This is a genomic window from Allobosea vaviloviae (assembly GCF_001298265.1).
GTDB classification, from domain to species: Bacteria; Pseudomonadota; Alphaproteobacteria; order Rhizobiales; family Beijerinckiaceae; genus Allobosea; species Allobosea vaviloviae_B.
Genome location: NZ_LGSZ01000009.1, coordinates 196,659 through 218,209, shown reverse-complemented (window position 1 = coordinate 218,209; position 21,551 = coordinate 196,659). Strand labels below are relative to the sequence as shown.

The window sequence follows — 21,551 nt, the reverse complement described above, 5'->3', positions numbered from 1 at the left end:
ACGCTCCGCCGCGACCAAAGTCGCCATCATCGCCGTCGCCAGAAAGCTCCTCACTGTGCTCAACGCCATGGCCAAAACCAAGACCGCATTCCAGCCATGATACGCGCATCGATACAGTTGCCGGATCGGCGCCGCTTCGCGGCTTGTCCGGGATGACGTGGCTTGCGTGATAGCGAGATGGGCATGCACCGCGCCCCCTCGCCTCGCGCCGCGTGACCTGCCACCATCGCGACCGCCCTCGATTCCAACCCCAAGGCTCGCCCCATGGCCCTCGCCAAACCACCCATCCATGACAATGCCTATGCTGCGGCGCTCGCCCTGCTCGAGCGCGCCCCGCTGATCGACGGCCATAACGACCTGCCCTATGTCATCCGGCTCGCCCGCGAGGCGAAAGGCGATGTCGGGGTCTACGACCTGACAAAGATCCATGCCGAGGGCGACACCGACATTCCCCGCATGCAGGCCGGCAAGCTCGCCGGCCAGTTCTTCGCGGCCTATGTCCCGCCCAAACACCCCAAGCCCGCCGGTTTTGCGCTCGCCCAGATTGCGCTGATGCGCGACATCCTGAAGCGCCACGCCGATGTTTTCCGCCCCGGCCTGAGCGCCAGCGACGTCATCGCCGCGAAGGCGGAAGGACGCATCGCGCTGTTCATGACGATCGAGAACGGATCGGCGCTCGACAACGAGCTCGATGCGCTCGATGCCTATTACGATCTCGGCGTGCGGCTGATGACGCTCTGCCACAACGACAGCCATGACTGGTGCGATTCCGCCACCGACGCGCCCCGCAACGACGGGCTGAGCGCCTTCGGCAAGGACGTGATCCGCCGGATGAACCGGCTCGGCATGGTCGTCGACCTCGCCCATGTCTCGCCCAAGGTGATGCATGACACGCTCGACGTGACCAGCGCCCCGGTGTTCTGGTCGCACTCCAACGCGTTTTCGCTGTGCGACCATCCGCGCAACGTCCCCGACGACGTGCTCGACCGCGTCGCCGGCAATGACGGAGTCGTGATGGCGACCTTCGTACCAGACTTCATCAGCCAGGCCTCGCGCGATTGGCACAGGCCCGCCAAGGACCAGTACGGCAAGACGCCGGACGGGCTCGACCACGAGAAGGCCGAGGCCGAGATTGCGCGCAAGGCCGGCCCGCGCCCGAAGGCGACGCTGCCGCAGTATTGCGACCATCTCGACTATCTCGCCAGGCGCATTGGCCACGACCATGTCGGCATCGGCTCGGACTTTTTCGGCTGGATCAACCCCGATGGGCTGGAAGACACCTCGGTCTTCCCGGCCCTGATCGCCGAGTTGATCCGCCGCGGCTGGTCAGAAGCCGATCTGGAGAAGCTGGCCGGCGGCAACACGCTGCGGGTGCTGGCGGCGGTGGAAGCGCTCCGCATCTGACGCCAGGGACGAAGTAACGGTCCATGCCCAAGACTGGCAGACATGACCATGCGTCAAGTAGAAAAATGGGTATGACCTTCATTTGACGGTCGAAGACTGTATATTTTGATGAGATTTTAACTATACAAGATGCAACGTGAAGGCCCGTTCTAAGACTGGCAGAGATGGCCTTCATGCAACTCAGCAACCTGAAAATCGGCACGCGCATCGCGGCCGCGATCGCCCTGGTCGGCATGATCGGAATCGCCGCCAGTCTGTTCGCGGCGAGCCAGATGCGCACCATCGATGCTGACTACAGCGAGATGCTGAACACACGCCCCAGGCAGATCCTCTCCGGTGTCCGGGCCTCGCGCAGCAGCAACGATCTGATCGCCCAGGCCTACAAGGTCATCGCCTACCCGAACCACTCGGCGGGGAGCGCCGCCGGCAAGGCGCAGGCGGACGCCTCCTATGCCCAGACGCTGACCTATCTCGATGAAGCGAGCGCGGCCGCACCCGCCGCTCGGCCGCAATACGAGGCCATCGCTGTCGAGCTCAAAGCGATGAAGGCCGACGTCGATGAGGCCATCGCGCTGGGCATCCGCGACGAAAACGACAAGGCCCTCGCGATGATGGACGAACTCGATGGCAAGTTGCACAAGGTGGTCCAGCGGCTGACCGCCGTGACGGTCTCGGTTCTGTCCGAGACCCACGCACGCACCGCCGATCTCGGCCAGCGAACGAACCAGACGGTCATGGTGACGCTGGCCGCCAGCGGGGGTGGATTGCTGCTGGGTCTTCTCGGCGCGATCTGGATGGCGTCGAGCACGATCACACGGCCGATGGACAGGCTGAAAGGGGCGATGCAGAATCTTGCCGCCGGTGAGTTCGATACCGCCGTCGATGGCCATGAGCGTCAGGACGAAGTCGGCGAAATGGCCCGCACCGTCCTGGTCTTCAAGCAGAATGGTCTCGCGATGCGACGTCTGGAATCGGAGACCGAGCAGTCCCGCTCGGCCGCCGATGCCGCAAGGCTGCGGGGCGAGCAGGAGCGCGCCGCCCGCATCGCGGAACAGCAGCGGCTCGCTGACGAGCAGCGCGAGATGATGGCGCTCCTCGGCAACGGTCTCGACCTGTTGTCCAAGGGCGACCTGACCTGCCGCATCGATGCAGAGGTGGCTGTGGACTACGCCAAGCTGCGCGACGACTTCAACACTGCCGTCTCGCGCCTGAGCGAAACGGTGATGACGATCCAGGCCACCTCGGCCGATGTCGGCAACTCGGCCCGCGAGATCAACACGGGCGCCGACGACCTGTCGAAGCGCACCGAGGAACAGGCCTCCTCGCTCGAGCAGACCGCCGCCACCACCGAGGAGCTTGCCGCCTCGGTCAAGGCATCGGCCAGCGCCTCGCGCCAGGCGGTTTCTCTGGCTCGCGAAGCGATGACCGTGGCCGAAAAGGGCGGCTCCATCGTCACCGACGCCATCGACGCGATGTCACGGATCGAAACCGCCTCGCAGAAGATCGCCGACATCATCCGCGTCATCGACGACATCGCTTTCCAGACCAACCTGCTGGCGCTCAACGCGGCGGTCGAAGCGGCCCGGGCCGGCGACGCCGGCAAGGGCTTCGCGGTGGTGGCATCGGAAGTGCGCACGCTGGCACAGCGTTCCGGCGACGCCGCCAAGGACATCTCCGGGCTGATCGGCGAATCCGGCCGCGAGGTCGAGCAGGGCGTGGCGTTGGTGCGCTCGGCCGGCGAGGCGTTGACGCAGATCGTCGATGCGTCGCGCAAGGTGTCGGCGACCGTGACGGATATCTCCTCGGCCTCAGCCGAACAGGCGAACGGCATCGACGAGATGAGCCAGACCGTCGCGCATATGGATGAGATGACACAGCAGAACGCGGCGCTCGCCGAGGAAAGTGCAGCCTCCGCGACATCCCTGATGAGCCAGATCCAGACACTCAACGCCCTGGTCGCGACATTCCGCACCCAGGCAACGGGGGGACGGCCACAGGCCGTGCCCCGGCGTCAGGCCGCCTGAACGGGCCCGCGCTCCCGCACATGTCCCGCTGGCAAAGGGGATGAACGACGGCAACGCCTTGCCGAAGCCGCCCGATCCGTTAAGGGCTCGCTCTCAGTTCCTGTGAGCGAGCCCTTTCCATGACCGGTTCCGGCACCGACCGCACCCGCAAGGCCGTCCAGGCCCCTGCCCCGGCCATCATCCTGGTCGAGCCCCAGATGGCCGAGAATATCGGCATGTGCGCCCGCGCCATGGCGAATTTCGGCCTCTCCGAGATGCGCCTCGTCGCGCCGCGCGACGGCTGGACGACCGGGAGCGGCCTGAAGGAGGCCGCCACCACCACGGCCTCGGGCGCGGGCCATATCCTCGACAACGCCACGCTCTATCCGACGACGGCCGAGGCCATCTCCGATCTCCATCATGTGCTCGCCACGACGGCCCGCGAGCGCGGCCAGATGAAGCGCGTGATGACCCCGGCCGAGGCGATGCCGCCCATCGCGCAGCGCGTCGGCTCGGGCGAGCGCGTCGGCATCCTGTTCGGGCGCGAGCGCATCGGCCTGACCAATGAGGAGATCTCGTTTGCCGATGCGATCCTGACCTTTCCGGTCGACCCGGCCTTCGCCTCGCTGAACCTCGCCCAAGCCGTGCTGCTCGCCGGCTATGAATGGATCAAGGCGACCGGCGGCGAGCCGCCCTTCCGCGAGCACAATCTGTCGCCGCCGGCGACCCGCGCCACTGTGCTGTCGATGTTCGACTATGTCGAAAGCGAACTGGACATCTGCGGCTTCTTCCCGCCCGGCAAGAAGCAGGTCATGACCGCCAATCTGCGCGACATCCTGCATCGCCTCGCGATGACCGAGCAGGAAGCGCGCACGCTGCGGGGCGTGTTCAAGTCGCTGACCGAGGGGCCGAGGCGACTACGCGTCCCGAAACCTGTCGAGGACGAGTAGCGGAAACGGCGCAACCGGGCCCCGATCATGGACGGATTTTCCCTTTCGCAAAGGGTCTGCGACGATTTCCATCTCTCATGGTGGCGTGTTTCGGAACCATTCTCTATCGATCCGATGCCATGTTTCCGGCCAACCCGCGTCGGCGCTCGTTGCGGGGTCGCGTGGAGCTTGAGATGATCGACCGTAGGACTTTGCTGGCCCTGGCCGCCGGCACCGTGGCTGGACTGCGCCCCGGCTTCGCCCAGGGCACGACGCTGCGTGTCGGCTATGTGCCGGTGATCGGAGCCAGCGCGCTGTTCGTGCTCGCCGGCGACGGCTCGACCCGCGAGGCCGGCTTCGATCTGAAGCTCAGCAAGTTCGATTCCGGCCCGAACGCCATTCAGGCTTTCGCGTCGGGCACCATCGACATCCTCGCCGTCGGCGTCGCACCCGTCGCCGTCGCCCGCGCACGCGGGCTCGACGCCTCGGTCGTGTCCGCCGCCGCCATCGGCGGCACGGCCTTCATGGCCGGCCCTGCCCTCGCCAGGGCCTTCGCCGAGACAGGCAACGATCCGGCCAAGGTCTTCGCGGCCTTCAGGGTCGCGACGGGCCGCAAGGCCAAGCTGGGCACGCTGCCACCCGGCGGCGTGCCCACTGTCGCCCTCCATCACTGGCTCTGGAAGATCGGCCGGGTCGATCGGGCCGATGTCGAGATCGTCAATATGGGCATCGAGGTGGTGCAGCAGGCCATGCTGACAGGTGCGATCGATGGCGGCACGCTGCTCGAACCCTCGGCCACACTGGTGTCCGAACGCGACCCGCGCATCAGGCGCATCGTCAATTCGACCGACATGTTCCCAAACATTCCCGGCGTCGTCATCGCCGCCTCCGGCAAGCTGATCAAGAGCCGGCCCGATCTGGTCGAACGTTTCGTCGGCCTGTTGCATCGCGCGACCGAGCAGCTTCGCAACGAGCCGGCCAAGGCGGCACCGCTGGTGCTGGCGGCGCTCGGCGGCGGTCTCGTTGCCGAGGACACGATCGCCCGCGCCCTGATCTCGCCGGCCGTGACCTTCGTCACCGACCCCGCCCGCATCCGCGAGGCGACGCAAGAGCTTCTCGCCTATCAGGTCGAACTCGGGGATTTCGCCAAGTCCCCGGCGCTCGACGGCCTGTTCGATCAGGGTCTCTACGAGCGCGGCGTGAAGACGGCCGGGCGGTGAGCGGCGCGCCGGCCCCTCCTCCCCCGCAGAAAAGCCGGCCCCGAAGGGCCGGCCTGTGAGAGTCCGGTTCTCGAAACGCAAGGCCGGTCAGAACTGGTACTTCACCGTCGCCTTCACCGTACGGCCGGGCTCGCTGTAGTAGTCCCGCGCCTGGGCCAGAACGCCGGTAGGCACGTTGACCGCATCGAAATACTTGCGGTCGAAGATGTTGTAGACGCCGATCTGGACTTCGAGATCGGCGATCTGCGGCATCGGCTTCCACCAGGCCGAGGCGTTGAAGATCGCATAGCCCGGCGCCTTGAAGCCCTGGCTCGTGCCCGTTGTCGCGGCGACGTCGTCGCGCTTCCCTGCAAGCTTGGCCGAGACCTCGGCTCCCCAGCGCTCCGTCCCATAGGCCACAGCGACGATGCCCTGCACGGGCGGAATCGAGTTCAGGAAGGTGTCGTTGTCCTTGTTCTTGCCGCGGGTATAGGCAAACGAGCCGCGTGCCAGCCAGTTCTGAGCGAAGGCGTATTGCAGGTTGGCCTCGAAGCCCTGGATCTCCGCCCGCGCGACGTTCTGCGGGCCCTGGATGCCGCCCTGGGGATAAAGCCCGCCCGGCGCCTGGATCTGCACGACGTCGATGAAGTTGCGATAGTTGGTATGGAAATAGGTCAGCGAGCCGCCGAACGCCTTGTCGCCGAAGCGGACGCCGACATCGACGCCGTTGCTGGTTTCCGGCCTCAGATTGGGATCGCCGACGCGCAGATAGGTGCCGACCCCGCCGAAGCGGCCATAGAGTTCGCTGGCCGTCGGCGCCCGGAAGCCTTTCGACCACTGCGCGAAGGCGGTGACGTCCTTCACGTAAGGTGCATTCTTGACGATGTCGTATTCCAGCCGGACTCGCGGCGACCAGGCGGAGTCGCTGCTGGACGGCGGCAGGCCGACGGGCCGCGACCCGCCATTGCTGTAGGCCGGCGTGTCCTGCGGCTGTTCCTCATACCAGTCGTAGCGCACGCCCGGCGTCAGGCGCAGCCGGTTGTCCAGCATGCCGATCTCGTCATGCAGGTAGAAGCCGACCGCCTTGCCGTCGATCTTGGGCTGGTCGGCCTGGTTGGTATGCAGGTTGTTGCAGGCCGTGAACGCCCCGGTGAACAGGCCCGAGGCCGGGCGCGTGGGGCAGTTGTCGAGCCCCTTGGAATACTGCTCCAGCTCGGTCATGCGCAGTTCCGTGCCGAGCGTGACCTTGTGCGAGAACATGCCGGTGTTGAAGTTCTTGATCAGATGGCCGTTGAAGCCATAGGCGTTCTGTTCGTTCTCGTTGTCGCGGGCATAGGGTCCGACGACGCTGGTGAAGCGATAGGCGTTGACCAGCGTGTTGCGCTTGACGTTCTGCCAGTAGAGCGTCGCCTGCGCCTCGTCGATGAAGGCGCCGGGCAGCTTGAAGTCATAGGACAGCGAGACGCGCTTGCGCTCGACATCCTCGCCCTGCTCGTACCTGCCGGGCCTGAAATTGCCGGCCGTCGACACGGTCGAGGTCAGCGTCTGGATCCGGTCCTCGCGCTTGTAGATCTCCGCCGTCAGGCCGAAGCGATGCGCCTCGTCGGCGCTATAGTGATGGATCTTGCCGAGGAAGCCGTACTGGTTGAAATCGACCGGGTTCGGCACGGTGCGCGTGGCGCCGATCGTGTCGTTGCTGCCGCCGTTCTTGGTCTCGCCACCGTTGCGGAAGCTGCCCTGAAGCAGGAAATAGGTCTGCTGCAGCCGCGCCGCGACGGCCGTGCTGCCGAACCAGGCATCGTCGGTGCTGTCGAAGCCGGTCTTGGCGAGGCCGCCAAAGGTCTTGTTGCCCTTGATCAGGTCCTTGGGGTCGAGCGTGCGCACCGCCAGCGCGCCGCCGAGCGCGCCGCTGCCGAGGGTGGCGCCGCCGCTGCCGCCGCGCAGCAGGTCGAGCGTCGAGAGCGAATCGAAATCGAAGGCGTTGGTCGACGAACGGTCGTTGCGCGTGTCCGTCAGGAAGGGCTGGCGGATGCCGTCGATCGTCGTCAGCACGCGGGCGCCGTCGAGGCCGCGGATGTTGATGCTGTTGTTCTGCCGGTTGAAGCTGATGCCGGCTTCGACGCGGTTGGCGAGATCGGAGATGCTCTGGACCTGCTGCCGGTCGAGTTCCTCGCGGGTCGTGCGGGTCGTGGTCGGCCCCTGCAGCAACGCGCCGCCGGCTTCGCCCTGCCCCTGGACCGTGATCTGGTCGAGCGCGACGGGCGCCTCGGCCACCGGAGCCGGCGCGGGCCGGGTGCGGCCTTGCTGCGCCAGTGCCGGCGAACCCAGCAAAACCACCATCAAAGTTCCCAGCGCGACACCCTCGCGCAGCCTGACAGAATGCATCCCCATCGCCCTAACCCGTCCTCGTCGGCGCAGCCGGCTCGCGCCGCCACATGACATCAGTTTAAAATGAATATAAACAAGGCCTTATACGCTAGGATAAGGCTCTCATCGGATATGGAGCGACTCGACAACTGTCAATCGTCAGACATGCGAAGAACACATTCCGATGCACGAACAACACAACAATAGAAATTCTCTAATCAAGACCGTTTTGTTTCATCGTTCCAATCAAAGCCGTTCGCATCCCGACACCGCATCGCTGGGGCTCCCGATCTCGTGATCGCCCGTGGCCACGGCTCCGACACCTTCTTGTTGCAACGCAGCGATACCAGCCCAACATGAGCGGGCTGACCGGGGCCCCGCACGCATGCTCGACCGACGCAGGATGGTGACAGGATCAGGAGCGATGGCGGCAGCGCTGGCATTGCCGACGCGCGGCGCGCGCGCGGCGGAATCCGATGTCCAGGTCGATGTCATCGTCATTGGTGCCGGCGCCGCGGGTCTCGCCGCCGCCCATGATCTCCGGGCCGCCGGCCGCAAGGCGATCGTGCTTGAGGCGCGCGGCCGCGTCGGTGGCCGTGCCTTCACCGACACCTCGCTTGGACCGGCCTATGATGCCGGGGCGATGTTCATCCACTGGGCCGAGCGCAACCCCTGGGTCCAGATCGCCCGCGAACTCGGCGTCGAGACGCAAAACGAGCCCTGGGGCGGCGGCTTCCAGGTCTTCGCCAATGGCAGGCCGATGGCCGAGACCGACCGGCTGAAGCGCCGTGGGGCCTTCGGCCAGATCGACCGCCGGCTCGAAACCGTCGATCTCACCAAGCACGACCTCTCGGTCAGGGACCTCCTCGGCGATCTCGGCCCGGACATGTCGCAGATCGCCTCGTCGGGGCTGCTGCTCTCGATCGGCGAGGAATCGGACAGGATTTCCGCGCGCGACTATCAACGCCTCTGGGCTGGTGACGATCTCGTCGTGCCCTCGGGCTACGGCAACCTCGTCGCGCGCCATGGCGCCGGGCTCGACATCCGCCTGAACCAGCCCGTCAGCGAGATCCGCTGGGACGGCCCCGATGTCGCGGTGACGACCCCGTCGGGCACGCTGCATGCGAGCGCCTGCATCGTCACGGTGCCCGTCGGCGTGCTGAAGGCCGGCGCGATCCGCTTCACGCCGGAACTGCCGGCGCGCAACCGCGATGCGCTGGCCGGCCTCGGCATGGGCGCGCTGACCAAGATCGCGCTCAAGGTGGAGGGCAATCGCTTCGGCATCGCGCCGGGCATGAGCTTTCTTGAGGCCGGCTCGCCCGGCCAGCTAATGAACCTCGACCTTTTCCCCGACGACAAGGACATCGTCATCGCTTATTGCGGCGGCGACCATGCCCGCGCGCTTTCCGTCGCGGGCACGGAAGCCGCGCGCGCCTATGTCACCGAGCTGCTGACGAAAATGCTGGGCAGCGATGTCCGCAAGGCGGTGACCGGCATCTCCTTCCCGGCCTGGTGGACCGACCCGTATTCGCGCGGCTCCTATTCCGTCTGCCTGCCCGGCCGCGAGACGGCGCGCGATCAGCTGGCCGAGCCGATCGGCGGCCGCATCTTCATCGCCGGCGAGGCCACCGCTGGTGGCGGCGCCATGACGGTCGGCGGCGCGACCCTGGCAGGGCGGGCGGCTGCGGCAGCGGTGGCGCGGATCAAGGCGTAAGCGCCGGGCTTTCAAAAACCGCGCCGTCATCCCGGACAAGCCGCGAAGCGGCGCAGCTCCGGGATCCATCGTAAGGCGCCGGAGCCCTCCGATGGATTCCGGGGCAAGCCCGGAATGACGGGGTGGTTCCGAGCAAGGCGACATGCCCTAACCCCGCAGGTCGAGCTCCCAGTTCTGCCCGACGAGGTCCTGGCCGAAGGAATGGTGCCGCTCCTCCGCGATCAGCCGGAACCCTTGCGCCATATAGATCGCCCGCGCTGCGTGCAGGATGTCGTTGGTCCAGAGCACCATCCGTTCATAACCGGCTTCTCGCGCAAAGCCGATCGCCTGCGCCACCAGCGCCTTGCCGAGGCCGAAACCCTGCGCCCGCGTCTCGACGATGACGAGCCGGAGCTTGGCGACCTCGTCGGATTCCCGCACCACGAAGGCCGAGCCGACAGGCGCGCCGTCGAGCTCCGCGATCAGGCAGCGCTCCTTGCCCGGCTGAAACCGCTGCAGGAACTGTCCGGCGATCTCGGCGACGAAGCCCTCGAAGCCGATGTCCCAGCCATACTCCTGCGCATAGAGCCGGCCATGCGCCGAGATCACCCAGCCGATATCGCCCGGCTGGTGGTCACGGATCACCGGCGCCACCGGCCTCTCGCCCGAGAGCAGCGCCTGCGCGCTGCCCAGGGCCGCGACCAGCCGGACCTGCTCGGCCGGGCCGAGCCTGGCCAGCACCGCAGCCGCCTGCCCGCGTGAGGCGTCATCGAGAGGGCCGAACACCGCCCGCCCCGCTGGCGTAAGCCGCAGGCTGAGCGCGCGTCCATCCGCCTGCGAGCGCGTCCGCTCCAGCCAGCCCTCAGTGGTGAAGCGCTTGAGGATGCGCGAGAGATAGGCGGGGTCGAGCCCGAGATCGCGCGCCAGCTCTCCCGCAAGCCAGCCATCGCGCTGCGCCAGCTCGTAGAGCACGCGCGCCTCCGTCAGCGCGAAGCCCGAGCCGTGCAGGCTGCCGCTCAGCGCGCCGACCCAGCGGGTATGGAAGCGGTTGAAGCGGCGGATCGCCGCGACGGATGGGTCGATGGTCGGCATGAGGCAACCTCCTGCGCCGATCCTTTCGCGATATAGTGGACGGAGTCAACTAAATCGATGCGGTCATGTTTGCGCCGTCTTGACGGTCTCTTAACCCGGCTCTGGCGCAATCTGCGCTTCGTCACGCTGGCAGGCACACAGGCCTATGCAAGTCGATCTTCTGGCCGGAATGGCCTCCCGCACGGTTGCGCTGCCGCGCCACACCCCCACCATCCTGGTCTTCGATTCCGGCCTCGGCGGCCTCACCGTGCTGTCGCGCGTGGTGCAGGCGCAAGCCGGCGCCCATATCGTCTATGCCGCCGACGATGCCGGCTTTCCCTATGGCCGGCTGGCAGAGTCCGACCTCGTCGACCGGGTTCTCAGCGTGATGGAACGGCTGGTCGCGCGCTTCCATCCCGATCTCGTGGTGATCGCCTGCAACACCGCCTCGACGCTGGTGCTGCCGGCGCTGCGGGCGCGCTTCGCCATTCCCTTCGTCGGCACCGTGCCGGCGATCAAGCCCGCCGCCGCCCTGACCCGGTCGCGCCTGATCTCGGTGCTGGCGACGCCCGGCACCGTCGCCCGGGACTACACGCGCGGCCTGATCCAGAGCTATGCCGGCGGCTGCGAGGTCACGCTCGTCGGCTCGACGAAGCTCGCAGGGCTGGCCGAAGCCGCGCTGAAGGGCGAGCCGGTGGACGATGCCACTATTTCCGCCGAGATCGCGCCCTGCTTCGTCGAACAGGGCGGCCGGCGCACCGATGTCGTCACCCTCTCCTGCACGCATTATCCGCTGCTGCTGGAGCGCATGCGCCGCCTCGCGCCTTGGCCGGTCGAGTGGATCGACCCCGCCCCGGCCATCGCCCGCCGCGTCGTGCAATTGCTGGGTCCGGACGATCCCGCCAGCCACAGCGGCGCCAACGAGGCCATCGCCGTCTTCACCAACGGAGCCGGCATCACCGGCCCCTTGCGCATCGCGCTCGCCGGCTACGGCCTGGCCGAGGTCGTCATCGAGCCGATGCCGCTGGGAAACTGAGGGCGCGGGGAACCCCTCTCCTGTAAGGAGAGGGGCAGGGGTGAGGTGCTGGCCCCTGGACCAGCGGACCAACGACCTCACGGCGCAGCCTCGGTGAGGACACGGCAAACCGTCCAACGGCCGACCCCTCACCCTGCCCTCTCCCTACGGGAGAGGGTTCCCCGCGCCCTTATTGTTTGACAAATCCCACCCCGCATGGTTCTAAGCCGGCGTCGCGCGGGCCCAAAAGGCCCGCGTGGCTTTTTTCCGCACCCGTGATCCGCTTTCTTCGGAAGCCGGATCTGTCGCTCCCGCCCCATGCGGGAGAGCAGGAGGGCGCGGTCCTCAACTTCGCGAACTCAAGAGGACACGCGATATGTCGAAGCGCCATGAGGCGAAATACAAGATTGACCGCCGCCTCGGTCAGAACATCTGGGGCCGCCCGAAGTCCCCGGTCAACCGTCGTGAATACGGCCCCGGCCAGCACGGCCAGCGCCGCAAGGGCAAGCCGTCCGACTTCGGCACGCAGCTGCGCGCCAAGCAGAAGCTGAAGGGCTATTACGGCTCGATCTCCGAGAAGCAGTTCCGCCGCTATTACGCCGAGGCGATCCGCCTCAAGGGCGATTCGGGCGAGAACCTGATCGGCCTGCTCGAGCGCCGCCTGGACGCCGTGATCTACCGCGCCAAGTTCGTCGCGACGGTCTTCGCAGCCCGCCAGTTCGTCAACCACGGCCACATCACCGTGAACGGCAAGCGCGTCAACATCGCCTCCTACCAGGTGAAGCCGGGCGACGTGATCGCGATCAAGGAGAGCTCGCGCCAGCTCGCCATCGTGATCGAGGCCGCCCAGCTCGCCGAGCGCGACGTGCCCGACTACATCGACGCCGACCACACCAAGTCGACCGCCACCTACACCCGCACGCCCACCCTGACGGACGTGCCCTATGCGGTGCAGATGGAACCCAACCTGGTCATCGAGTTCTACTCGCGCTGATCGAATGGGCGCGGGCCGCGAGGCCCGTTTGCCGGAGATATTCGAGGGGATGGCGAGCGATCGCCGTCCCCTTTTTCGTTGTTTCGTTTTGCCTGCGCGCCTCGAGCCGCGATCCCCATTCCACGCAATAGCTGGAGACGACGAGGCAGGATTGTATCTCGAGGCAGAGGGCGACGACCGCGCCAAGTTCCGCCGGATCGCATGCAGCGTATCATTGCAGGCGCCGCATTGTTGACGCCGGGGCAGCCAGCGATATGCTGCAGACTTAACGAGAGACCGAATTGTGCCCAGCCCTGTGGACTTCTATTTCTGGACTGGCTCCACCTACACTTACCTGACGGTCAAGCGAATAGGCGCTCTGGCCGAGCGCGAAGGTGTCAGCGTCAACTGGCGCCCCTATAATCTGCGGGCGCTACTGCGGGAACATAACCATGTTCCATTTCCCTCGGGCCGCGCCAAGACAGCCTATATGTGGCGCGATTTGGAGCGGCGAGCGGAAATGCACGGTCTGCCATTTCCGACCACGCAGCCAGCCTATCCCAGCGATCCAGAGACGCTTAACTTCAAAGCCGCCTTGCTGGCGAGCGAAGAGGGGTGGGCGAAAGAGTATGCGCTGGCGAGCTTCGACTGGTGGTTCCTGCGCGGCAGACCACCTGGGATGGACGAGAATCTCACAGCAATGCTCACTGAGATGGGCCGTGATGCCGGGACAATCCTGAACCGGATTAACGCTGTCGAAATGGACGCCAAGATGACGGCGAGCGCTGACGAGGCGCGTGCTCTCGGCCTCTTTGGTTCACCGCACTTCGTCGTTGGCCGGGAGGTCTTCTGGGGGGATGATCGGCTGGAAGATGCCTTCTCATGGGCGCGGTCGGGTCGGGTCATCGAACAGCCGGCAGGAAGTCGTCCGTAACGCCCGCTCCCATCTCTGAACTCACACACGCGACCTGACCGCGTTGCGAAACCAACAGCTCGCCGTCCCGACAGCCGATTCGGCTCCGAAACGCATCGGGACCAACCAGGAGTCCGACAAAGACGAGGCCGATAATGCCCCGCTTCGCCCAGAGCGACCCCGTCGCCTTCATGCCTCCCCACGAAACCCATGGCCAAACCCCACCCCGCCAGTCCATGGTTGGAACCGCTCCAACCTGAGGCGTTTCCCGCATGCTCCTGCTGATCCTCGGCCTCGTCCTGTTCCTCGGCATGCACGTCGTCACGATGAAGCGCGATCTCCGCGCAAAGCTGATCGGCCGGCTCGGCGAAAGCGGCTACAAGGGGCTGTATTCGGCCGTCTCCGTCATCGGCTTCGGGCTGCTGATCTATGGCTACGGGCTCCAGCGCGCGGCCGGCTACACGGTCGTGTGGGAGCCGCCGGTCTGGACGCGGCATCTGGCGCTCTTGCTCAACCTGCCAATCTTCATCCTGCTGGCGGTGGGCAAGCGGCCCTCCTGGCTCCTGTCGCGCGTCAAGCACCCGATGCTGCTGGCCGTGAAGATCTGGGCCACCGCCCATCTCCTCGCCAATGGCGACCTCGGCAGCATGCTGCTGTTCGGCGGCTTCCTGGCCTGGGCGGTGATGGCGCGGATCTCGATCAAGCGCAGGCCGGAAGAGATCGCCCGCAGCGCCGCCATGGCCAAGGTCGCCTTCGGCCGCAGCGACGTCATCGCGATCGTCTCAGGGCTCGCGCTCTATGTCGTGTTCGCGGTCTGGCTCCACCCGCTGCTGATCGGGGTGCCCGTCATCACCCGCGGCTGAACGGGGATCCGGTAGCGGTCTCAGCCGCCCTCACAGATGCGAGCCCACCTCGTCGCGGAACCAGTAGCATCCCATCCCCAGGCAGCCGATCAGGATCGACAGGCCATAGGGTCCAAACAGGCTCGCGACGAAGACGAGGCCGATGAAGCCGCGCATTCCCCAGATCAACCATGTCGCCTTCATGGCTTCCCCTTTCCTCGAACTCACTGCGGAACTGTGTTTCGCAATCACTTCCGAAGCGTAAACGGAAACACATGAATCGAAGTTGAACGGTCACGGTAAACGGCCGTTTCTGCTTTGTTTCGCAAGGCGTTAGCGCCTGCGGCCAAATCATGGCGGAAGGTCCCGGAAATGCCGCTTGCCCTCGCCTCACGCTGGGTTAACCCTTGGCGTCCCAACCATGGGAACGGGAATCACCAGCGATGACGAAGACCCTGATAGCGGCCCTGGCCCTGACCTGCCTCTCGACCTTCGCCCAGGCCCAGAGCTGCAGCGTCCAGGCGGGCGACAAGAAGCTCAACGGCGCGGCCAAGACCAGCTTCCTGACGAAATGCGAGAAGGACGCCGGCGCGGCTTGCGACAAGCAGGCCGCCGACAAGAAGCTGTTTGGCGCCGCCAAGACCAGCTTCACCAAGAAATGCGTCACCGACGCGGTCGGCACCTGATCGAACACGAAAAAGGGCGGCTCTCGCGAGCCGCCCTTCGTCTGTTCCGGGGGTGAGCCTTGCAGCTCAGCCGCGACGGTCGCCGCGATCTCCCCGATCCTCGCGCCAGCGGCGCGGGCCGCGATCGTCGTCGTCATGGCCGTGCCCGCCGCGGCGCTCGTCGAAGCGCTCATGCATCCGCCGCATCATGTCGTGGCCCTCGGCCATGGCCTCGCGCACGGCGCGGCGCGCCACGGTCTTCTGTTCGTCGCTCAGCGTCGTCCAGAGCGGCCGCACGGCATCGGCGAGTTCCTTGGAGCGCGCGGCGCGCTCGCCCTGGCGCCCAGCCATCATGTCGAGCTTCTCCATGATGTCGGCGTCGCGGAAAGATTCGCGCTGCTCGCGCATGGCCGACCAGCCGGCGCGGCGGTCCTCGGCCCGCTTCTTGATGACCGCCTCGACGCGCTCGAACAGGGGCACCTGCTCCGGCTTCAGCTTCATGTCGGTGCGCAGCTTGGCGAGGCGCTCGTTCATGCGGGCCTGCATGCGCTCGGCGCGCTGCTCGCGCCATTCGGTGCGGCGCTGCTCGCGGGTCTCGGAGCGGTCGGAGCGTTCGGACCGCGGGCCGTCGCGGTCCCCGCCCGCGGGCGGGATCGGCTGGGGCTGGGCGATCGCGAAGCTCGCGGCCAGCGCAGCGATGGAGGTAGCTGCGATCAGGGCGATGGGTTTCATGCGGGTTCTCCCATGGAGGTCGTTGGATATGTCGGTCGCTGAGCGGGTCTCGAAGCCGGTTCGCGATGAGGGCTACCTTGGCCCTGCGGCGCTGTCCTTGCGATGACGCAATCATGAACAGTCGGTAATATAACGCCCCGGCGTCCGCTGCGTTCCCAGCCCTCCAACGGCTTAAGAGTCCCATGCGCAACCTTATCACCGATGTCCGCGGCGTACTGGTCGGGCAGGCGCATGACGCGCAGGCCGCCACGGGCGTGACGGTCGCCCTGTTCGAGCGGCCGACCGTGGCCTCAGTCGCGATCCTCGGCGGCGCGCCGGGCACCCGCGACACCAGCCTGCTCGAACCAGAGATGACGGTCGAGCATATCGATGCGATCGTACTCTCCGGCGGATCGGCCTGGGGGCTTTCGGCGGCGGACGGCGTCATGGCCTGGCTCGCCGGCCAGGGCCGCGGCTTCCCCATCGGCCCCTTGCGCGTCCCCATCGTGCCGCAGGCGATCCTGTTCGATCTGCTCAACGGCGGCGACAAGCCCTGGACAAAGGGGACGACCGAGCCGCCCTATCGCCGCCTCGGGGCGCTTGCAGCCGAGGCCGCCGCGCTCGATGTCGAACTCGGCACGGCCGGCGCCGGCTTCGGCGCGACCACGCAGAACCTGAAAGGCGGCATCGGCTCGGCCAGTGCCCGCGCCGCGACCGGCGTCGTCGGCGCGCTGGTCGCGGTCAATGCGGTCGGCACGGCGACCATCGGCGACGGCCAGCATTTCTGGGCAGCGCCTTACGAGCAGGCCGGCGAGTTCGGCGGCCATGGCTGGCCGGCGGCGATCGCGCCCGAGGACCTCGATCTGCGCTTCAAGGGCGGCACGGGCCAGAACACCACGATCGCGCTGGTCGCAACCGACGCCGTGCTGACCAAGGCACAGTGCAAGCGCCTGGCTCTGGCGGCCCATGACGGGCTCGCCCGCGCGCTGCGCCCGGCCCATGGCGCGCTCGACGGCGACGTCGTCTTCGCCGCCGCGACCGGTCGCTCCGGCGCACCCTCCGACGCCTTCGCCCTGACCGAACTCTGCACGACGGCCGCCGACGTGCTGGCACGCGCCGTCGCGCGCGGTGTCCATGCCGCCACCGCCCTGCCCTTTCCGGGCGCGAAACCCGCCTGGCGCGATCGCTTCGGAGGCTGACCGCGCAGGCAGAGCGTGCTAGAGGCCCGGCCATGTCGACCGATGATTTCCTCGCCCGCTTCGGCGCCGAAGGCCTGCGCCAGCCCGATCCCGTCGCCGCCGCGCAAAAAGCGATGCGCAACGCCCTGCCGAGCCGCTTCTACGAAAGCGCCGCCGTGCTGGAGCGCGACGGGCTGTTCCATGTCGCGCTCGACGGCCGCACAGCGCGCACCCCGGCCCGCAACCCGCTGGCGGTGACATCGCGCCCCGTCGCCGAGGCGCTCGCCGCCGAATGGCACGCACCGAGCGAAAAGATCGATCCGGCCCGCATGCCGCTGACCCGGCTGGTCAATTCGGCGCTCGATGGGGTCGCGGACCAGCATGAGGCGGTGCGCGCCGAGATCGTGCGCTATGCAGGCAGCGACGCGCTCTGCTACCGCGCCGGCGAACCGCAGGAATTGGTCGCACTGCAGGACGCGGTCTGGGAACCGATCCGCCACGGCGTCGAGGACGCGATCGGCGCGCGCTTCATCCTGGCACAGGGCATCGTCTTCGCAGAGCAGCCTCAGACCACGCTCGACGCCGTCGCCCGCCACGTCGCCAAGATCGCCGCGCCCGTCGCGCTGGCCGGCGCCCATAACGTCATGACGCTGACCGGCTCGACCATCCTGATGCTGGCGCTCGCCCTCGGTCAGCGCGATGCGGATGCGATCTGGGCCGCTGCCCATCTCGACGAGGACTACCAGATCGGCATCTGGGGCCAGGACGAGGACGCCGCCGAGCGCCGCGCCATCCGGCGGACGGAATTCGACGCGGCGGTGCTGCTGCTCACGCAGGGGTGAGACTCCGGCCCGGTTGGCAGGGGCACCAGCGACGTGTCCGGCGGGCTCTTCCCCTTCCCCCGCTTGCGGTGGGGAGGGTTAGGGTGGGGGGCCGCAAAGCCGGAGCGCTGCCCGTAATCGTGGTGCCGAGCGGCACTGCCCCCCAGCGCGGGCCTCCCCACCGCAAGCGGGGGGGAGGGAGTAACCTGGCGCTCGCTTGTGACAGCCCACCCACGTTCTTGCACGACCATCTGCCGATGGACTCCCGCCCCGCGCCCGCTTAATCCGGAAGCGACAAGACCATTCGTCGGCTCCGGGGCGTCCATCATGAAAGACATTCTCGACCAGCTCGAAGCCCGCCGCGAAGGCGCGCGCCAGGGCGGCGGTACCCGGCGCATCGAGGCGCAGCACGGTAGAGGCAAGCTCTCGGCCCGCGAGCGCATCGACCTGCTGCTCGACAAGGACTCCTTCGAGGAGTTCGACATGTTCGTGCAGCACCGCTGCGTCGATTTCGGCATGGACAAGGCCGAGAAGATCCCCGGCGACGGCGTCGTCACCGGCTGGGGCACGGTCAATGGCCGCACCGTCTTCGTCTTCTCGAAGGACTTCACGGTCTTCGGCGGCTCGCTCTCTGAGACCCATGCCCAGAAGATCATCAAGATCCAGGACATGGCGCTGAAGATGCGCGCCCCCATCGTCGGCCTGTTCGACGCCGGCGGCGCCCGCATCCAGGAGGGCGTGGCGGCGCTCGGCGGCTATGGCGAGGTCTTCAAGCGCAATGTCGCGGCCTCGGGCGTCATCCCGCAGATTTCCGTCATCATGGGCCCCTGCGCCGGCGGCGACGTCTATTCGCCCGCGATGACCGACTTCATCTTCATGGTCCGCGACACCTCCTACATGTTCGTCACCGGCCCCGACGTGGTGAAGACCGTGACCAACGAGACGGTGACCTCCGAGGAGCTCGGCGGCGCCAAGGTCCACACCACCAAGTCCTCGGTCGCCGACGGATCCTTCGAGAACGATGTCGAGGCGCTGCTGCAGGTGCGCCGCCTGCTCGACTTCCTGCCCGCCAACAACACGGTCGGCGTGCCGGAATGGCCGTCCTTCGACGTGCCCGACCGCGTCGACATGAGCCTGGACACACTCGTCCCCGACAATCCCAACAAGCCCTATGACATGAAGGAGCTGATCCTCAAGACGGTCGACGAGGGCGACTTCTTCGAGATCCAGGCCGCTTACGCCGGCAACATCGTCACAGGCTTCGGCCGCATCGAGGGCCGCACCGTCGGCATCGTCGCCAACCAGCCGATGGTGCTGGCCGGCGTGCTCGACTCCGACGCCTCGCGAAAGGCCGCACGTTTCGTGCGCTATTGTGACGCCTTCGAGATCCCGATCGTGACCTTCGTCGACGTTCCCGGCTTCCTGCCGGGCACGGCGCAGGAATATGGCGGGCTGATCAAGCACGGCGCCAAGCTGCTCTTCGCCTACAGCGAATGCACCGTGCCGCTCGTCACGGTGATCACGCGCAAGGCCTTCGGCGGCGCCTATGACGTGATGGCCTCCAAGCATGTCGGCGCCGATGTGAACTACGCCTGGCCCTCGGCGCAGATCGCGGTGATGGGCGCCAAGGGCGCGGTCGAGATCATCTTCCGCGGCGGCGACGCAGAGACCATCGCGCGCCAGACCAAGGAATATGAGGACCGCTTCATGTCGCCTTTCGTGGCGGCCGAGCGCGGCTATATCGACGAGGTCATCCTCCCCCACGGCACCCGCCGCCGCATCGCTCGCGCGCTCGCCATGCTCAGGACCAAGAGTGTCGAGCGGCCGTGGCGGAAGCACGACAACATTCCGTTGTGAGATGCGGCGTCGGCCGCAGTGGTCTCAACGCGCCGGCCGGTTCTGAGCGGTCGGCGTGGTCGATTGCGACGACAACGCACCTGAGAGAAGCGCCGCCGCGCCCGCCAACCCATCGCCGCCGCTCGTCACGACCGTGTTCGGCACGAGCTTCCCGACGAGATTGACCAGCTCTGGCTTCTTCTCGAGCGTGGCCAGCACTTTCTCCAGCGCCTGCAGGTAGGCGACGCGATCCTGCCCGAGCACGTTGGCCTGGGCGTTCTGACCCTTGGCCAATTCCTCAAGGTAGCCGCGCTCCGCCTGGCCGAGAAGCTGGCGTTCCTTCTGGCGCTGCTCGGCGACCTGCACGCCGATCTGGGCCGCAACGAATTCGCGCTGCTGGTCGGCCCGCGCGCGCGCGGCCTCGGTGTCGAGCCTGACTTTCTGCGCCTCGGTCTCGCGGGTATAGGCGCGCGAGAGCTGCTCGGCGAGTTGCTCGCGCAGCCTCGAAACCAGCAATTCGGGCGGGATCGAAGGCTCGCCCATGCGGACCTCCTTGATCTCGATGCCGGCCTTGCGACCCTCGACGCGAATCTGCTGCTCGATCGTGCTTTCGAGCGCGTCGCGGTTGTCGATCAGGTCGAGGACGCGCGTTGGGCGGGTCTGGAACTGACCGGCAAGTTCGCCAGCCGCATTGCGGACAGGCACGCGGATAGACGAGCCGGCAACGTTTCGGACGATCGAGCGGATCGTCGGGGTCAGGATGCGGTCCTCGATCTGCTCGAGCCCGCCGACGCCGCCAACCACCAGCGGCGCGTTTTCCGGCGGAACCTGAACGACCACGCGCAACTCGACCGGAATGTCCCACCCTTCGATCTTGACGAAGATCGCCTGATCGGCGGCCTCTTTCGGGGTCGGTTGCTCGACGAAGCGCTCGACCTGTCGAATCCGGCCCTGATCGTCGACAGAGAGATCGATGATGCGCTTGCGGAATCCGCCCTTGTATTCCCAGGTCTGTACGCGGGTATCGACCTGGGTCATCTCGTAGGCCTGATGGTTGAGGTAGTACGCACCCGGCAACAGCACGCTGCGCCAGATGCCAACGCAGCCCGCGGGCACAACGGGAACGACGATGGCGTCGGAACTGTCCGCCGTCTGGGCCTTTTCCTCGCGGCAGGCGACGCCAGGCGCGGCGACATTCGACTTGATCACCCCGACGAAGCCGGCCGGCACCACGCTGGCGACAGTGCGGTTGTTGATCTCGACGTCGAACAGATAGCGGTTGAGCCGGTAGATGCCGGGCTTCAGTACGGTTTCCTGGGCGCCTCGATACCCGCCCGACGTCAGGAAGGTGCGCCCGTCCAGCATTTTTTCAATCCGGTCGTCCGGGATCGCCGGCGCCATGAAGGTGCCGGTCGGCGTCGCCATGCCGTCATTGGCCACAAGTCGCCCATAGGAGCCGTTGGGCACGGTGACGACGTCGAACTGCTCGACCTGATGCAGCACGTTCACGAAGGGGATGAAGTGGAAGCCTGGACCGAGGATATCAGCCTGCGGCCCCTTTTCCCCGTTCACGGCGATGATCTTGCCGGTGGGCAGATCGCTGCCGCCATAGATGCGCTTGAGATGTCCCGCCTGGTTCGGACCGACCACGACATACGAAGTCGACGCGAACAGGAAGACCGCGACGAGAGCGGCCAGTCCGGCCCCCGCGCCGAGCGTGGTGCCGCGTTTCAGCGCCAGCGCGGCGCCTGGCGTGATCGCCGCTTCTGGATCGCCGCGCCGCGCAAGGACCGCAAGAACGACAGCTGCAAGCAGCGCCACAAGTGTCAGAATGAGAATCAGCATGGCGTTCTTGCTTTCATCCTTACATTGCGCCCACCGACGGAACGGATGATGGCAGTGGCCGTCAAGGAGATTCGCGCTGAGTGGCG

At 66.8% G+C, this 21,551-nt stretch carries 18 protein-coding genes; 13 read left to right on the top strand and 5 right to left on the bottom strand.

The window, feature by feature from the left end:
- Positions 1–264: 264 nt before the first annotated feature.
- The 4 genes from AE618_RS01460 (at position 265) to AE618_RS01445 (ending at position 5,556) form a co-directional block, all read left to right on the top strand.
- Entirely contained in the window at positions 265–1,404 is a 1,140-nt protein-coding gene (locus AE618_RS01460; protein ID WP_054207271.1) for a dipeptidase, read from the top strand.
- A 173-nt stretch (positions 1,405–1,577) separates the two neighbouring features.
- Positions 1,578–3,428: a methyl-accepting chemotaxis protein gene (locus tag AE618_RS01455; RefSeq protein ID WP_197280641.1), complete on the top strand. Its 1,851-nt coding sequence runs from the start codon at positions 1,578–1,580 to the stop codon at positions 3,426–3,428.
- A 119-nt stretch (positions 3,429–3,547) separates the two neighbouring features.
- A complete protein-coding gene (locus tag AE618_RS01450; RefSeq protein WP_054207269.1) occupies positions 3,548–4,357 on the top strand; it encodes an RNA methyltransferase in 810 nt (269 codons plus the stop codon).
- Between the two features lie 173 nt (positions 4,358–4,530).
- Positions 4,531–5,556: an ABC transporter substrate-binding protein gene (locus tag AE618_RS01445; protein ID WP_197280640.1), complete on the top strand. Its 1,026-nt coding sequence runs from the start codon at positions 4,531–4,533 to the stop codon at positions 5,554–5,556.
- A gap of 87 nt (positions 5,557–5,643) precedes the next feature.
- On the opposite strand, the gene AE618_RS01440 is transcribed toward AE618_RS01445, so the two are convergent.
- Positions 5,644–7,926 (bottom strand): TonB-dependent hemoglobin/transferrin/lactoferrin family receptor, encoded by a 2,283-nt coding sequence (locus AE618_RS01440; RefSeq protein ID WP_054207267.1) that lies wholly within the window; start codon positions 7,924–7,926, stop codon positions 5,644–5,646.
- 400 nt (positions 7,927–8,326) lie between these two features.
- Between AE618_RS01440 and AE618_RS01435 the strand changes: the two genes are divergently transcribed.
- Positions 8,327–9,616 (top strand): flavin monoamine oxidase family protein, encoded by a 1,290-nt coding sequence (locus AE618_RS01435; RefSeq protein WP_054207266.1) that lies wholly within the window; start codon positions 8,327–8,329, stop codon positions 9,614–9,616.
- Between the two features lie 147 nt (positions 9,617–9,763).
- Here the strand turns inward: AE618_RS01435 and AE618_RS01430 are convergent, their stop codons facing one another.
- Positions 9,764–10,687, bottom strand: a complete 924-nt coding sequence (locus AE618_RS01430) for a bifunctional helix-turn-helix transcriptional regulator/GNAT family N-acetyltransferase (RefSeq protein ID WP_054207265.1) — start codon at positions 10,685–10,687, stop codon at positions 9,764–9,766.
- A gap of 145 nt (positions 10,688–10,832) precedes the next feature.
- On the opposite strand from AE618_RS01430, the gene murI reads away from it, so the two are divergent.
- The 4 genes from murI (at position 10,833) to AE618_RS01410 (ending at position 14,430) form a co-directional block, all read left to right on the top strand.
- Positions 10,833–11,702: a glutamate racemase gene (murI, locus tag AE618_RS01425; RefSeq protein WP_054207264.1), complete on the top strand. Its 870-nt coding sequence runs from the start codon at positions 10,833–10,835 to the stop codon at positions 11,700–11,702.
- Between the two features lie 355 nt (positions 11,703–12,057).
- Positions 12,058–12,675 carry a 30S ribosomal protein S4 gene (rpsD, locus tag AE618_RS01420; RefSeq protein WP_054141911.1) on the top strand — a complete coding sequence of 206 codons (618 nt, stop codon included), beginning with the start codon at positions 12,058–12,060 and terminating at the stop codon, positions 12,673–12,675.
- 295 nt (positions 12,676–12,970) lie between these two features.
- Positions 12,971–13,588, top strand: coding sequence for a 2-hydroxychromene-2-carboxylate isomerase (locus AE618_RS01415; protein WP_054207263.1), 618 nt, complete (start codon positions 12,971–12,973; stop codon positions 13,586–13,588).
- A 251-nt stretch (positions 13,589–13,839) separates the two neighbouring features.
- Positions 13,840–14,430: an NnrU family protein gene (locus tag AE618_RS01410; RefSeq protein ID WP_054207262.1), complete on the top strand. Its 591-nt coding sequence runs from the start codon at positions 13,840–13,842 to the stop codon at positions 14,428–14,430.
- A gap of 30 nt (positions 14,431–14,460) precedes the next feature.
- Here the strand turns inward: AE618_RS01410 and AE618_RS27730 are convergent, their stop codons facing one another.
- Positions 14,461–14,613, bottom strand: a complete 153-nt coding sequence (locus tag AE618_RS27730) for a hypothetical protein (protein WP_156330041.1) — start codon at positions 14,611–14,613, stop codon at positions 14,461–14,463.
- A 239-nt stretch (positions 14,614–14,852) separates the two neighbouring features.
- On the opposite strand from AE618_RS27730, the gene AE618_RS01405 reads away from it, so the two are divergent.
- Positions 14,853–15,095, top strand: coding sequence for a hypothetical protein (locus AE618_RS01405; RefSeq protein ID WP_054207261.1), 243 nt, complete (start codon positions 14,853–14,855; stop codon positions 15,093–15,095).
- A gap of 66 nt (positions 15,096–15,161) precedes the next feature.
- Here the strand turns inward: AE618_RS01405 and AE618_RS01400 are convergent, their stop codons facing one another.
- Positions 15,162–15,806 (bottom strand): Spy/CpxP family protein refolding chaperone, encoded by a 645-nt coding sequence (locus AE618_RS01400; protein WP_054207260.1) that lies wholly within the window; start codon positions 15,804–15,806, stop codon positions 15,162–15,164.
- Between the two features lie 182 nt (positions 15,807–15,988).
- Here AE618_RS01400 and AE618_RS01395 point away from each other — a divergent pair, with 182 nt between their 5' ends.
- From AE618_RS01395 to AE618_RS01385, 3 genes are all read left to right on the top strand, one after another.
- Positions 15,989–16,984, top strand: coding sequence for a P1 family peptidase (locus tag AE618_RS01395; RefSeq protein ID WP_054207259.1), 996 nt, complete (start codon positions 15,989–15,991; stop codon positions 16,982–16,984).
- A 32-nt stretch (positions 16,985–17,016) separates the two neighbouring features.
- On the top strand, positions 17,017–17,805 hold the full coding sequence (locus AE618_RS01390; protein WP_054207258.1) for an ATP12 family chaperone protein: 789 nt from the start codon (positions 17,017–17,019) through the stop codon (positions 17,803–17,805).
- Positions 17,806–18,111: 306 nt separating this feature from the next.
- Entirely contained in the window at positions 18,112–19,641 is a 1,530-nt protein-coding gene (locus tag AE618_RS01385) for an acyl-CoA carboxylase subunit beta (protein ID WP_054207257.1), read from the top strand.
- A 24-nt stretch (positions 19,642–19,665) separates the two neighbouring features.
- Here AE618_RS01385 and AE618_RS01380 read toward each other — a convergent pair whose 3' ends face one another.
- Positions 19,666–21,465 (bottom strand): SPFH domain-containing protein, encoded by a 1,800-nt coding sequence (locus tag AE618_RS01380; RefSeq protein WP_054207256.1) that lies wholly within the window; start codon positions 21,463–21,465, stop codon positions 19,666–19,668.
- Between the last annotated feature and the right edge of the window lie 86 nt (positions 21,466–21,551).